The 12,964-nt window shown below is 39.8% G+C and carries 13 protein-coding genes; 7 read left to right on the top strand and 6 right to left on the bottom strand.

Features of this window, described 5'->3' with window-relative positions; genetic code table 11:
• The first annotated feature begins 58 nt into the window (after positions 1-58).
• From A6M13_RS14945 to A6M13_RS14935, 3 genes are all read left to right on the top strand, one after another.
• A complete protein-coding gene (locus A6M13_RS14945; protein WP_066548328.1) occupies positions 59-1,213 on the top strand; it encodes a cobalamin-independent methionine synthase II family protein in 1,155 nt (384 codons plus the stop codon).
• Between the two features lie 428 nt (positions 1,214-1,641).
• On the top strand, positions 1,642-2,127 hold the full coding sequence (locus tag A6M13_RS14940; protein WP_066548321.1) for a hypothetical protein: 486 nt from the start codon (positions 1,642-1,644) through the stop codon (positions 2,125-2,127).
• A gap of 263 nt (positions 2,128-2,390) precedes the next feature.
• Complete coding sequence (locus A6M13_RS14935) at positions 2,391-2,711, top strand: RNA polymerase factor sigma-54 (RefSeq protein WP_169817458.1); 321 nt, start codon at positions 2,391-2,393, stop codon at positions 2,709-2,711.
• 223 nt (positions 2,712-2,934) lie between these two features.
• On the opposite strand, the gene A6M13_RS16395 is transcribed toward A6M13_RS14935, so the two are convergent.
• The gene (locus A6M13_RS16395) at positions 2,935-3,858 is read right to left on the bottom strand and encodes a response regulator (protein ID WP_083998403.1); all 924 of its coding nucleotides are present in this window, start codon (positions 3,856-3,858) and stop codon (positions 2,935-2,937) included.
• A gap of 365 nt (positions 3,859-4,223) precedes the next feature.
• On the opposite strand from A6M13_RS16395, the gene A6M13_RS14925 reads away from it, so the two are divergent.
• The 4 genes from A6M13_RS14925 (at position 4,224) to rpoN (ending at position 8,251) form a co-directional block, all read left to right on the top strand.
• Entirely contained in the window at positions 4,224-5,135 is a 912-nt protein-coding gene (locus tag A6M13_RS14925) for an ATP-binding cassette domain-containing protein (RefSeq protein WP_066548314.1), read from the top strand.
• Positions 5,128-5,910 carry an ABC transporter permease gene (locus A6M13_RS14920; protein WP_066548309.1) on the top strand — a complete coding sequence of 261 codons (783 nt, stop codon included), beginning with the start codon at positions 5,128-5,130 and terminating at the stop codon, positions 5,908-5,910. The genes A6M13_RS14925 and A6M13_RS14920 overlap by 8 nt, the downstream gene beginning before the upstream one ends.
• Positions 5,911-6,197: 287 nt before the next feature.
• Entirely contained in the window at positions 6,198-6,668 is a 471-nt protein-coding gene (locus A6M13_RS14915) for a sensor histidine kinase (RefSeq protein WP_169817457.1), read from the top strand.
• A 236-nt stretch (positions 6,669-6,904) separates the two neighbouring features.
• A complete protein-coding gene (gene rpoN / locus A6M13_RS14910; protein WP_066548305.1) occupies positions 6,905-8,251 on the top strand; it encodes an RNA polymerase factor sigma-54 in 1,347 nt (448 codons plus the stop codon).
• 222 nt (positions 8,252-8,473) lie between these two features.
• On the opposite strand, the gene A6M13_RS14905 is transcribed toward rpoN, so the two are convergent.
• From A6M13_RS14905 to A6M13_RS14885, 5 genes are all read right to left on the bottom strand, one after another.
• Positions 8,474-9,412 (bottom strand): bile acid:sodium symporter family protein, encoded by a 939-nt coding sequence (locus tag A6M13_RS14905; RefSeq protein WP_066548301.1) that lies wholly within the window; start codon positions 9,410-9,412, stop codon positions 8,474-8,476.
• A gap of 215 nt (positions 9,413-9,627) precedes the next feature.
• The gene (locus A6M13_RS14900; RefSeq protein ID WP_066548298.1) at positions 9,628-9,807 is read right to left on the bottom strand and encodes a hypothetical protein; all 180 of its coding nucleotides are present in this window, start codon (positions 9,805-9,807) and stop codon (positions 9,628-9,630) included.
• A 17-nt stretch (positions 9,808-9,824) separates the two neighbouring features.
• Positions 9,825-10,340, bottom strand: a complete 516-nt coding sequence (locus A6M13_RS14895; RefSeq protein WP_066548297.1) for a GNAT family N-acetyltransferase — start codon at positions 10,338-10,340, stop codon at positions 9,825-9,827.
• A 179-nt stretch (positions 10,341-10,519) separates the two neighbouring features.
• Positions 10,520-11,950, bottom strand: a complete 1,431-nt coding sequence (locus A6M13_RS14890) for a DNA/RNA helicase domain-containing protein (protein WP_066548296.1) — start codon at positions 11,948-11,950, stop codon at positions 10,520-10,522.
• A 190-nt stretch (positions 11,951-12,140) separates the two neighbouring features.
• Complete coding sequence (locus A6M13_RS14885; protein ID WP_066548294.1) at positions 12,141-12,815, bottom strand: HAD family hydrolase; 675 nt, start codon at positions 12,813-12,815, stop codon at positions 12,141-12,143.
• Positions 12,816-12,964 lie beyond the last annotated feature (149 nt).

Genomic DNA, 12,964 nt, shown 5'->3' with positions numbered 1-12,964 from the left:
TGCTCGATGATATGATGAAAACACTTCAACAAGTGCATCCATCGAGGAGGAAAAAAATATGTGTGAAAAATTTCAAATTGTAGGCAGTTTATTAAGACCCAAAGAATTATTAGTATATAAAAATCAAATTGAACAGCGTGATGATATTACATATCCATTCTATAACGATTTTGAAGGGTATGAGCAAACCGAGTTCGCATCGATTCAAAACATCGTTCAAAAAGAAATCGAACAAAATATTACAGTCGTAACAGATGGCGAGTATTCAAAGTCGTTATGGCATTTAGATTTCGTGTGGGGCTTGAAAGGTTTTGAACGTTATATTGCAGACCATGGTTATTTCTTTAGAGACTTTGACGGCAATTCACATTATGAAACGCGTAAAGATATCGGCTTACGTATTAGTGATGAAATTAGTGGAAAAAATCATCCGTTCATTGATGTCTATAAAAAATTACAAGCGAGTGCTGGCGAGCATCAAACAAAGCTATGTATTCCTTCCCCATCACATATTTTAGGGGAATTAACCTTCTCTCATAATTTCGGACCCGAAGCAATTTATAAAACGAAATCGGATTTGAAGAACGCTTTAACACAAGCTTATACAGAATTTGTAGAGGAGTTTGCAGCAGCTGGTGGCGAGATTTTACAATTTGACGATTGCTTATGGCAACTATTTGCAGATGATAACCCGAACTCACCGTTTACAGGCGAAGAAATCAATCAAGACGAGGTACAAACGTTAGCGACGGAGTTTATTGATATTAACAATCGCGTTATTGCGGTTGGGCATCGTTTAGGCTTAAAAATGTGGACGCATAACTGCCGTGGTAACTACGATTCGCGTAATATGGGTGGCGGCTCTTACGTTAAAATCGCCAACCTATTTTTAAAACAATTAAACTATGATCGCTTCTTCCTTGAATGGGATGACGACCGTGCAGGCTCTATTGAAGCTTTAGCTGTATTTAAGGATAAGCCACACGTTGAAATTGTGTTAGGCTTGCTATCTTCGAAAACCAATACATTAGACGATGAAGAACGTATTTTAAAAATGCTCGATGAAGCTTCTTCAATTATTGACAAGGATCGATTATTTATTTCACACCAATGTGGCTTTGCTTCTTGTGATGGAGGAAATGAGTTAACTGAGGCTGAACAGTGGGCAAAAATCGAGCAAGGACAAAAGCTAGCACAAGCTTATTGGCAATAATAGTTCGCTTCTCATAATAGTGACATGCATACGAATAGGCTGATTCCAAATGGAGTCAGTCTATTTTTTTGTAGTATCTTATTTATATGTTCTCACTGCAGCTGGTTCAACATACGCTCTGTAATGGGCCATTTCCTTTCATGAGTTCGTAAACACTATTGCTTTTTGGTCATCTGCTGTTAAAGATTATTCGGAATCATCGCTTAATAAAAGCGCTCAGATCGTCATAATAGCCCTTTACGTTAAATGAGATACATGTTTGATTGATACGTGTCTATAAGATAACCTCCGTTTTCAAGCGTTAAACGTGTATTTCTGTGCTGAAAAAGTGACTAAACAGCGCTTTGATAACTTTTTCTTAAAGGTTTTTAAAGACAAATAACGAATCAATAAATATTAAAGGTGGTGGTTTTATAAATAGAAAAACGATGCTATTAATTTTATTAAGTATGTTTATTTTTGTTGTAGGTTGCACATCAAAACAAGGAGGTGATAGTAAGATAGTTTTACCTAATGATATTCCTAATTTTGTTCGAGAAAGTGATGTTGATACAATCAATTGGGAAAGAAAAGCTGTGGTATTTGGTGATAAAGGAATTATGGGAAATGAAAATAAATCAGGTGTCATTGGTGCAAATATGCCAAGTTTAAACGGGCAAAAGTGGATGTGGCACCTTTGGGGAATTGAAAATACTCAAAATACAAAGTTAACGGTTGTTGGTTTTCATAAAGAAACCGAAACTATCCACCAAATTTTACCAGATGATTGGACTACGGAGCTAGGTAGCGCAAATAATGGAGCTGATGCACATATACCTTCTAACGTTAAAATACCAAAGTCAGGAGAATGGGCAATTTTGCTTTATACTGATGAAAAATTATTTGATATTTTAGTTTATGAAATTAAAGAATAATTGAGGTGCTTTGGTGTAAATAGCATTTATAAAGGATACAAAATCAACTAAAAAACGTTCCCAAATGAATGGAAATTTGGGTACCTCGCCAAAACCCACAAAGCGCTCTACAACAGCGTTTCGTGGGTTTATTTGTGTCAGTATGTTAGACAACTTTTTATGTAACTTCTAACAAACGCTGGTACAGCACGATTCAACAACTCGCCGTGCCATTCGCCATAAATATATGAAAACACCACACGGCACATATGCGCTCACTTTTTGTGAAAGGCTTAGTCAACCAAACCGGCAAAATTGACTCGGCCATGTATGTTAAACAACGCATTGAGCCATTAATTGCGGCAGAAAGTCACGAAGCGCCGTTATCCGCCAAAATGTTAACAGAAACCCTTCAACAAGAAGGCATTCAAATTTCACGCCGCACTGCTGCAAAATACCGCGAAGAACTCAATATTGTGCGCTCGGCAAAGCGCGTGCATTTATATCGTCTTAATACAACGAAAGAGATTAGGACAAAAAAATCCCCTTCAGCAACAACAACTGCTGAAGGGGATTTTTCCTACTTCGAGTGCTACTCCACATAACGAGCACGTTTCACAAGCATTGACATGTGGCAAGGCACATATTCCTTTTTTAAAAGCTCATGCGATTACTCGTCGCAAAAAACATTGCTTTTCCTGCTGAAATCGCCGCTTGTGTCGGAACACACCAGCACATGTTTATCATCTCAAGTCATTCATTTTTCATCAGAAAGAGAGGTTGTCCCATCCCCTTTCACTTGAAGTGAACACGTTTAGTTATACTGCATTATGCCGTAAAGTTTCCGTCATAGCTTAGCATAATTGCAGATGACACACCTTGTAATTTTAATAATTGCGAAACAAGCGCTGCATCATTGCCTTTTAAACGGACCTCATAGGTTACTTCCATTTCGATATCGCTCATCGCTGATTTTGATTTTAATAAATAGCGTTTCGCCGCATTATTTAACAGCTGTTCGATTGCTAAATTTGTTTCTTCTATATCGAAGCGAACGACAACTAAATACGGTGTATCTACAACAATTTTATGTTGGAAAACAATGATGGTTAAACCAATGATGATCGAACCCATTACAGCTAATGGAATAAAGCCTGCACCGCATAAAATGCCGACGACAACTGACCAAAATAAGAAAATTAAATCCATTGGGTCTTTAATCGGTGTACGGAAACGAACGATCGATAATGCCCCTACCATCCCTAGTGATAACAATACATTTTGGCTAATCCCCATAATGACAAGTGCTGTTGCTAATGACATAATCATTAATGAAATATTGAATGAATGTGAATAGACAACACCATTAAATGTTTTCTTATACACAAAGTAAATAAAGATCCCTAATAAAGCACGTACACGCGCACGTAAAACCGCCATCTCAAACGGTTTCACTAAATAATCATCTGCACCCGCATCCAGCCCTGCGACAATATCTTCATTCGCATCCTTTGCTGTTAACATCAAAATGCCCCCATCATAACGACGTTGCCTTACATACTTACAAACATCAACTCCTGAAACACCTGGCATCATCCAATCTAAAACGAGTAAATCATACGCGTAATATTCGATCAAATCAATAGCCTCTGTACCACTACATGCTGTATCCACCGCGTGGTAATCAAAACTTAAAATTTTAGCAACATTTCCACAAAGTGTTTCATCATCATCTACAACTAATATACGCATACATATAAACTCTCTTTCTAAACATATATGCTCACCATTATACAAAACAAAAATGAAGTAAAAATGAAAATAGCAACATCTTGTAGTATTATCTAACATATCGAACGACTATATATAAAATACCCTCGTAGACAAGAAACAACTCCATACTATGCATGTGCAATCGTCGTCCAGTTTGCTTTGACACCACGACCTTTGCCGGCCATTGTGTTAATAAGTGTTCTTGTACTTGCTAAAAAAATTCACTATATGCTACTCTTCTATACTAGATTACGTTACTGCCCCTATCTTGCCCCATCTTTACGTTATCTTTACGTTGGCGTTTTATACTGTACTTATATGAACTATACGAAAGGAATTATCGTATGACACATACACAAATAGTTGTTCAAATCGAGCAGTTAACGAAGACGTATAAGGAGATGAACGTGCTCGATAATATTTCATTACAGTTAGAGAAGGGTAAAATTTACGGCTTAATCGGCATGAACGGTGCTGGGAAAACGACGCTCATGAAATGCATGTTGCAATTAAGCCCGCCAACAAGTGGCACGATTACATTATTTAATGGGCGGGATGCATTAAAACGCATCGGTATGATGATTGAAGCGCCTGCGTTCTTTTTACAAATGACCGCAAAACAAAGCTTGGAGTATTACCGCAAGCTAAAAGGGATTCCGAGTAAGACGCGCACCGATGAAGTGTTAGCGCTTGTTGAGTTAACACATGCTGCTAATAAAAAAACGAAGGAGTTTTCACTCGGTATGAAACAGCGCCTTGGCATTGCGATTGCACTACTTTCGAAACCGGAACTGCTCGTATTAGATGAGCCGATTAACGGGCTTGACCCAAAAGGCGTTGTCGCGATTCGTCAATTGTTTAAACGCTTATCAACAGAGCATGACATGACGATTTTACTATCGAGCCATAACTTGCCGGAGCTTTACCAAACGGCGACCGATTACGTTTTTATTCATGAAGGAAAATTATTGAAGGAGCTGACGCTGCTTGAGCTGGAACAGGCGTGTAAGCAGTATATTATGATTGGCTGTGAAAACCCTGCACAAGCAGTCACGATTTTAGAACAGCACTTTCAGTTTACAGACTATACGATTTTACCGAATGGGCAACTGCGTTTATTTGAAGGCACAGAGCAACTCGCAGATATTTTAACGACACTTGTGCAACATGGTATACGCGTCACACATTTTAGTCTTGAAGGTGACACACTTGAAAACTATTTCTTATCACTGATTGGAGGCGAGGCGCATGCTTAACCTCATTCAAGCAGATATTTACCGTGTGCTACATTCCACAACGATTAAAATTTTACTGACGATGACGACCGTATTTAGCTTTATTTTATTTGGTGGTATGTATCTTGTGGAGAATGGCACGATTAACCAAGACTTAACAAATATTATTTTTTTAGCGAGCGATATGAATATGATGACATTAATCGGGGCGGTACTTGCCATTCACCTTGTGAGCGCTGAATTTGAGTCCCGTAATATGCATCATTTAATTACGAGCGGCTTTTCACGTATACACATTGTCATCAGTAAAATGGTGGCGTATTGCCTGTTATTTACGCTTGTCATTAGTCCATACTTTATTGGCGGTGTGATAACGATACTGTTCAACCTTGATGTGAATGCGAATACACAGCTTGCCGGGATAATGCTTATGCTGCAAGAGCACCCAGCAATTAGCACGACGCACGCACTTTTATTACTTGCAGTTATTGCACTTGTATATATTGCGCAGTTATCGACAACGGTATTATTTGCATTTATGTTTAAAAAAGCGTCACTTGTCATTCCTTTATTTTATGTTATTTCGATGACGAGTGGACAAATTTCACTTTATAAAGAACATCTTGCTACTATTGCAGACATGCTGCGTATTACGCCATTTGCTTCTGACTTTATTTTAATCGGTGTCGCAACGACGAATGACACGTTGCTTGCCGCTACTGTGACAAGCTTCCTATATATTATTGCGATAACCGCTCTTGCTTGTTTATACTTTAGAAAACGTGATATTCAGTAAAAGTCACTTCCCCACCTATTTACTATTTAGGTGGGGAATATCTACGTGAAAGGACTGAACCAATATACTATATATTTTTGCCGTAGTCATAAGCCTACTTTGTATATATCTCCTATTTTTAACGCGCGAAATACACCTTGTGCGGAACAAGTTACAACAGCGCATTGAAGAAAACAGCCAGCGCCCACTCGATGTGCAACTAATGCATCGTTCTCTAACAACAACTACTCGAAAACTCGTCGCTTAGTGCACTGCAATATCAGCAACTGATGGTCTCTGCACGTCATGTGCAACGCTTAGAAGAATTATTAGAAGTGTTCTTTGAGTACTCATACTTAGTGACGCAACATCAGCTTGTTGACAATATACCGGTGAATGCAACTGCCTTATTACAAGACGTTGTCGCGGGCTATTATGTAGCGTTTGAGCAACAACAAATTGCTGTTGAAATGCCCGACAATACCATTATTGTCCACAGTGATGCGACATTACTGTTACGCATTTTTCAAAATGTGCTACGCAATGCGCTAAAATATGCAGATGATGCTTTACACCTGACAATTGATCAACATACAGATCGTGCAATGTTTACATTTTGCAATACAACAACACTCGAAGCACATCCACAGCCAGAGCGTCTACTCGAACGCTTTCAAACGGGCGATACAACGCGCAAAGAAAGTGTGGGACTTGGGCTTGCGATTGTTGCCCTACTTACTGAAAAACTTGGTGGCACACTTACCATTACTCATGAGTAGTTTCAATTTACGCTAGTCATCACGTTACCGCTTCATGTAACGAATCGCACATAACAACGTGAGGAGAAAGTTTTTCATTCGCGACATGGCGTAGCAAACGTGCCAAAAATATGTCGTTCAAACTGTGACGCTTTCGACCTTATTTCGTAACCGCTTACAAATAAAACTAGAAATCCTGCTTAAAGAAGCATAAAATAGAAATAATACAGAAAATGTATCGATAAGGGGGATTTTTTATGAACTTTGAGTTACACATGTCACAGCAACTGCAACAGACACTAACAACTGAGCAATTGCAACATTTAGAAGTACTCCAACTGTCAGACCGAGAACTCGAACAGTTTTTATATGATAAAGCTGCTGAAAATCCATTGCTTGATGTCACTGCGCCTTCCATTGATGAGCTACAACAAACGCTAGCACTCGCAACAATGTCTTCGCGTGTACAGCGCGACGGTTCATTCACAGACCGTACTGCCGTTATCGAGCAAACGATTGCTGCGAAATCTTCGTCGCTTGATGCGCTAATCGAGCAAATTCCGCTTCATGCTAATTTACATGCACAGGATAGACGCATTTTAAAATATTTAATTTATAACTTAAATGACGCGTATTTTTTAGATGTCTGTACACATGAAGTTGCCGAACGTTTCGAAGTAACAGAGGCACATGTACTCGACTTACTTTATTTATTGCAGTCGTTTGAGCCAGTCGGTGTCGGCGCGCGCAACGCAACCGAATATTTACTCATTCAAATTGACCAAGATTTGTATGCCCCACCACTTGCGGCTACATTTGTTGAGCATCATTTAGATGAGATTGCGAATTTATCGTTACAAGCGTTAAGCAAACGTTACCGTATTTCTTTACAGGAAACGCAGCAAATTGTGCAATATATTCGCTCATTACGGCCGTCACCATCACAGCAACAACAAGCTGTGGACGAAGGGTATATTATTCCTGAAGTCGTTGTCGAATACATTGACGACACATGGGTGATTCAAATTCAACATGCACTACGCCCAACCATTCAATTAAATGAAGAATATGTCGCGATGCTAAAAGGCGATGCTGAGCACGAAGCGTATTATGCTACATGCTTAAAGCAAGTGATGCTCCTAACACAAGGCATTGAACAGCGTGACCGGACGTTATATCGTTTAGCGAATTACTTCGTTGAACAGCAAACAGCCTTTTTAGAAAAAGGACTTCAGGCGCTGACACCGGTACGTTTAAAGGATGTCGCTGAACACTTGTCATTACACGAGTCCACAATTAGTCGTGCCATTCGCCATAAATATATGAAAACACCACACGGCACATATGCGCTGCGCTCACTTTTTGTGAAAGGCTTAATCAACCAAACTGGCAAAATTGACTCGGTCATGTATGTTAAACAACGCATTGAACAATTAATTGCGGCAGAAAGTCACGAAGCGCCGTTATCCGACCAAATGTTAACGGAAACCCTTCAACAAGAAGGCATTCAAATTTCACGCCGCACTGTTGCAAAATACCGCGAAGAACTCAATATTAGGAGCTCGGCAAAACGCGTACATTTATACCGTCTGCAATTGTCTTAATACAACAAACAGAACCCCATTTCTGATAAAAATGCGTATATGGAGATGGTAAAGATGTGTTAGTGTGTTCCGACACAGGTAACGACTTCAGCAGAACAAACAATATTTTTGCGACGAGGTACCGCAGAAGCTTGAGACTCTGCGTCCGCTATGTAACGTAGCACCAAATGCAGAAAAATATCCTTCAGCTATTGTCGTGGCTGAAGGATATTTCTTTTGATGCTAGCTCTTATGTTTCGTTGCTCGTGACCCCCAGAATGTTGCTAAAATCGGACCGGAAATATTGTGCCAGAAGCTAAAGATAGCACTCGGTACAGCTGTTACAGGGTCAAAGTGTGCCACAGCGAGCTGTGCACCAAGACCTGAGTTTTGCATGCCAACTTCAATCGACACCGCTTTTTGGTCCTCAAATTTCAGCTTGAACATTTTAGCGACAAGGAAGCCAATTAAATAACCTAAACCATTATGTAAAATTACCACTGCGAAAATAAGTAAGCCCGTTTCTAAAATTTTATCTCGGCTACCACTTACAACACCCGCTACAATCATGACAATCGCAATTACTGAAATAACCGGTAAAATATCAATACCTTTTTCAACAACTGGCTTGAACACTAATTGTGCAATAATCCCTAAAATAATTGGAATTAACACCACTTTGACAACAGACATAAACATGTCCATAAAGGATACCGGTAACCATTCGCTTGCGAGTACATAAATAAGTGCAGGTGTCATAAACGGCGCAAGTAACGTTGTAAATGAGGTAATTGTTACTGATAACGCTGTATTTCCTTTTGCAAGGAATGTCATTACGTTCGATGATGTACCACCTGGGCAACAACCAACTAAAATAACCCCTACCGCAATTTCCGGCGGTAAATTAAATGCTTTCGCTAAGCCAAACGCTAAAAGAGGCATAATAACGAACTGCGACACAATCCCAATGATTACACCTTTTGGATGCTGCAGAATTAATTTAAAGTCTTTTACCTTTAACGTCATCCCCATCCCAAACATAACGATACCAAGTAAAATCGTGATATATCCGCCAATCCACGTAAATGAATCTGGCATCCAAATCGCAAGCCCTGCCGCTACTAACACCCACAGTGCAAATGTATTGCCTGCAAACTTACCGATTTTTTGTAACATATTCATGTAAAACAAACCTCCACTTCCTTTATACGATGCTCCTTATTCTAAAATACCGACACGTTCATTGCAATAATATTCTGAAAATAGAGAAATTTAAGACTTTAGCTAGCATAAATTAACCACCAACTACTGCATAACGAAACATCAAAATAGCCCGCTACCGATAATCGCTCGGTAACGGACTAGTATACATATCGTTATGACATGTACCGCAACATTTACTCAGCAATCTTTACTGGCGGCTTTTGTTGGCGCAGCGTAATAATTTTGCCTTCGCCATTTGTGTCCAGTCGCAACTGTTTTCGTGCTTCAGCCGGTGTACGTGTATGAATAAATGTCGTTTGCTCACGGCCATCTACTTCATACGTTACCGAAAAACATTTTGTGCCACATCGCATCGTATTCACCTCTTCTGTTATTGTACAAAAGATGGCGAATTTTTGCTGTTAACGTGCTCATGAGCAGGCGCATGTAGCGGCTTACGCATCGTCACAACAACCATGCCCTGTTCCTGCTTATTTTTTGTGTATTCCTCTAAAATAATCGCATAGCCAAGTTTTGTATAGAGCTGAATATTGCCAACTTCGGTTTTACGCACACGACATGTCACTGCCTGCTTGCCTTCTGCTATTGCGAGCGCCTCAATGAATTGCACCATTTTTTTAGCATAGCCTTTTCCTTGCACAGTCGGCAATACCGATAAGCGGGCAAAATAAAGGGCATCTTCTTGCTCTGTTACTTTCACAACTGCTACGTGCTCACCATCAATATGTCCACCAAACATGCGGACACCTTGCTCGATTTCGGTTGTAATTGTCGCTGCTGTTTCATATAATGCGCTCGATGGAATCGGGTCTTCTTTATAGCGGTCAAATGCCTCGTGAATAATATGAATAATCGTTTCAGGTTGGTCGCATAACTCAATGAACATATTGTACACCTCACAGAATATTAATTAGATAATTTGTATTATTATACATTATAACGTATTTTGCAACTATTATTTTGATTGTTCTGAAATATCTTTTGTTGGTACTTAGGTAAATAGACTGCTTTGTTGACATTAATATTGACATTAAAACCCACTGCAAGAAAATGCAGTGGGTGGTATTAGACATGTAAAATGGCTAATGCTTGTGTGAGTACCGCTTCATTGCGCACAATAATTAGCGTAATGCGTTTTCTTGCGCGTGTTAACTGGCGATAAAGAAGTTGACGAACAGCCGCCTCATCTGCTCCGGTGACACGTAATTGCCCACGCTCATAAAAAAATCGTTCATCTACAATCACCACCACATCGTCAAATTCTTGGCTCGTCACGATGTCATATTGAAAATGTGTCGCTGCTGAAAAAATATGCCACTGTGGTGCTAATGTATCAATGTAGGCAGCGAGTGCTTCATCCGTCGTAAAAAATTCCACTGTAATGCGCGAAAAAGATGGTAGTACCGCCCGTTTACCAGTATCAAAAAAGTTTTGAATAAACGCTGTTAATTCTTTATGCGCACGTAATTTCGTCGTCAGTTCATAGCTCGCGGTCACATGTTCGGCAAGTTGTTGCGTGATAGCGGCATGCTCTTGTGGTGCAAATAGCTGCTGCTCTGGGTCATATGAAAAAATACTCGACAATTCTGCTTGCTGAAACAGTGCCAGCATATGATCAACTACGTCCGCATCTAACCGCTGTGCTTCATCGACAACCATGACATCGACATCAATATGCCACTGTGGATGCGCCTCGATGTACTGACGCCACGCGGCTATATGAAAAATAAAAAAGCCCGATGCATTTAAATATGCATGTCCTTCATGAAGCGGCGCACTATGAATCATAACAACGCGCTGTTGCTGCTGTTGAAGCGTGCGTACAATATCATACAGTAATAACGTTTTCCCCGTTCCAGCTGCACCTGTTAATGCGACACATTGTTCATTGCCGGTTAATACAGCAAGTATTTTTGCTTTAAACTGACTTTGCTGGGAGTTTAAAAAATATTGCCCTGCTAAAAAAGCATCGGGATGATACAGCGGCGAAATTAAATAATTCGACACATCAAACAATGCATGCACATCACCTCGGTAAATATCGAGTTGTTGTTGGAGCAGTGATACAATACGTGACGGCTCGACAACCACTAGCTCCTCTCCTTGTAACTCATAGCACAATCCTTCTTCATACACATACGTAAAATAATAGACAGGACGCTTTAAAAACGTTAAGTAATAGCGATTTTTTAAGAGCTGTTGCCGCATTTTATCACCCGTATGAATCGACTTTAACTCAATGTTTACAACATGCTCCTCGCTAATACGCAGCAAATCGAACTCTTTGCCGATTTGTTCGATTTGAAAACCGACATACACATCACGCACGTCTCGTGCCTCTAGTGAAAATTGCTGTAATTGTTGGAGTAAGCTTGCGACATGCGTAACTTCAACGGGGCGCAAACGAATCTGTTTATAGCGTAAATAATGAACGAGCAGCTCTTGATTTTGCGTCGATGCTGCATCGGCAATCGTATATAAATGAACTGGGTACATAAGCTTCACCTGTTTTTTCTTCTATTGTAACAGTTTTTTACGCACTACCGATTCAAACAAATACATACCGTTCCAGAAATATATCGATGCATGCATCATTGAGTACGAAAACATGCTCACGTCAACTATTTACTTCTGAAAAAAAAGCTGTGTGACGGTCACATTGGACCTTCACACAGCGTAAAATCGCTCAGTATGTATATGTATCGAACTGCGCTAATAGTCGAACAAGTTCTTCGTAATCAGCTATCACTGCATCTGCTTTCACATCGGTCCACTGCTCATTTTGTTTCCAAATAGCCTTCATGCCGACTGCTTGAGCTGCTGCTATATCATTTTCAGGATGGTCGCCAATAAAGAGACTTTCTGAAGGCATGACCTGTAACAACTGTAATGCTTTCTTAAAGATGTTCGGGTCAGGCTTTTTCATACCTTCCCATTCCGATACTAAAATGACATCAAAATATGCTTCAATGCCAAGCGCTTTAATATTGTCCATTTGAAACTGTCCGTAACCATTTGTAATCATCCCGAGCACAATATGATGACGTTTTAGCTCGTCTAGCATATCGTGCATATGTGGAAAGGCTACACAATGGTGCTGAAAATTTGCGATATAATCTTCCAGGAGCGCTTCTGGTGTAGTAGAAGAAATGTGAAACTCCGCTACTAGCTGCGCGTATACTTTATCTTTCCACACGTATCCGTGATTATCCAATTCAATAAAACGTGCACTATAATGTTCTTTCGGAATATGCCCTAGTATCTCTCGTAGCCGTTCATATTGCGCCTCAATAAAAAGTGACAACGAAGTATCTCGATCTAATAACGTACCATCTAAATCAAATAATATAGCTTTTATCATATTTGTCTCCTTCTAAATGGGCTGTGTATTGCCGTGTAAATACGATAAAGCGAAAAGAACGTGAAAGCGAGTCGTTGCAATCATTCAATCCACTCGCCCTATGCGGAGCGAGACATAAATCTGCATCGTACCTAAAGTAGAAGTTGTCC

This window comes from Caryophanon tenue (assembly GCF_001700315.1).
In the GTDB taxonomy this organism is placed as follows: domain Bacteria; phylum Bacillota; class Bacilli; order Bacillales_A; family Planococcaceae; genus Caryophanon; species Caryophanon tenue.
This window is presented reverse-complemented; position numbering and strand designations above follow the sequence as displayed.

Coding starts and splice junctions, on each gene's coding strand:
- A6M13_RS14945 (WP_066548328.1), top strand. CDS start 59: ATGTGTGAAAAATTTCAAATTGTAGGCAGTTTATTAAGACCCAAAGAA.
- A6M13_RS14940 (WP_066548321.1), top strand. CDS start 1,642: ATGCTATTAATTTTATTAAGTATGTTTATTTTTGTTGTAGGTTGCACA.
- A6M13_RS16395 (WP_083998403.1), bottom strand. CDS start 3,858: ATGCGTATATTAGTTGTAGATGATGATGAAACACTTTGTGGAAATGTT.
- A6M13_RS14925 (WP_066548314.1), top strand. CDS start 4,224: ATGACACATACACAAATAGTTGTTCAAATCGAGCAGTTAACGAAGACG.
- A6M13_RS14920 (WP_066548309.1), top strand. CDS start 5,128: ATGCTTAACCTCATTCAAGCAGATATTTACCGTGTGCTACATTCCACA.
- rpoN (WP_066548305.1), top strand. CDS start 6,905: ATGAACTTTGAGTTACACATGTCACAGCAACTGCAACAGACACTAACA.
- A6M13_RS14905 (WP_066548301.1), bottom strand. CDS start 9,412: ATGAATATGTTACAAAAAATCGGTAAGTTTGCAGGCAATACATTTGCA.
- A6M13_RS14900 (WP_066548298.1), bottom strand. CDS start 9,807: ATGCGATGTGGCACAAAATGTTTTTCGGTAACGTATGAAGTAGATGGC.
- A6M13_RS14895 (WP_066548297.1), bottom strand. CDS start 10,340: ATGTTCATTGAGTTATGCGACCAACCTGAAACGATTATTCATATTATT.
- A6M13_RS14890 (WP_066548296.1), bottom strand. CDS start 11,950: ATGTACCCAGTTCATTTATATACGATTGCCGATGCAGCATCGACGCAA.
- A6M13_RS14885 (WP_066548294.1), bottom strand. CDS start 12,815: ATGATAAAAGCTATATTATTTGATTTAGATGGTACGTTATTAGATCGA.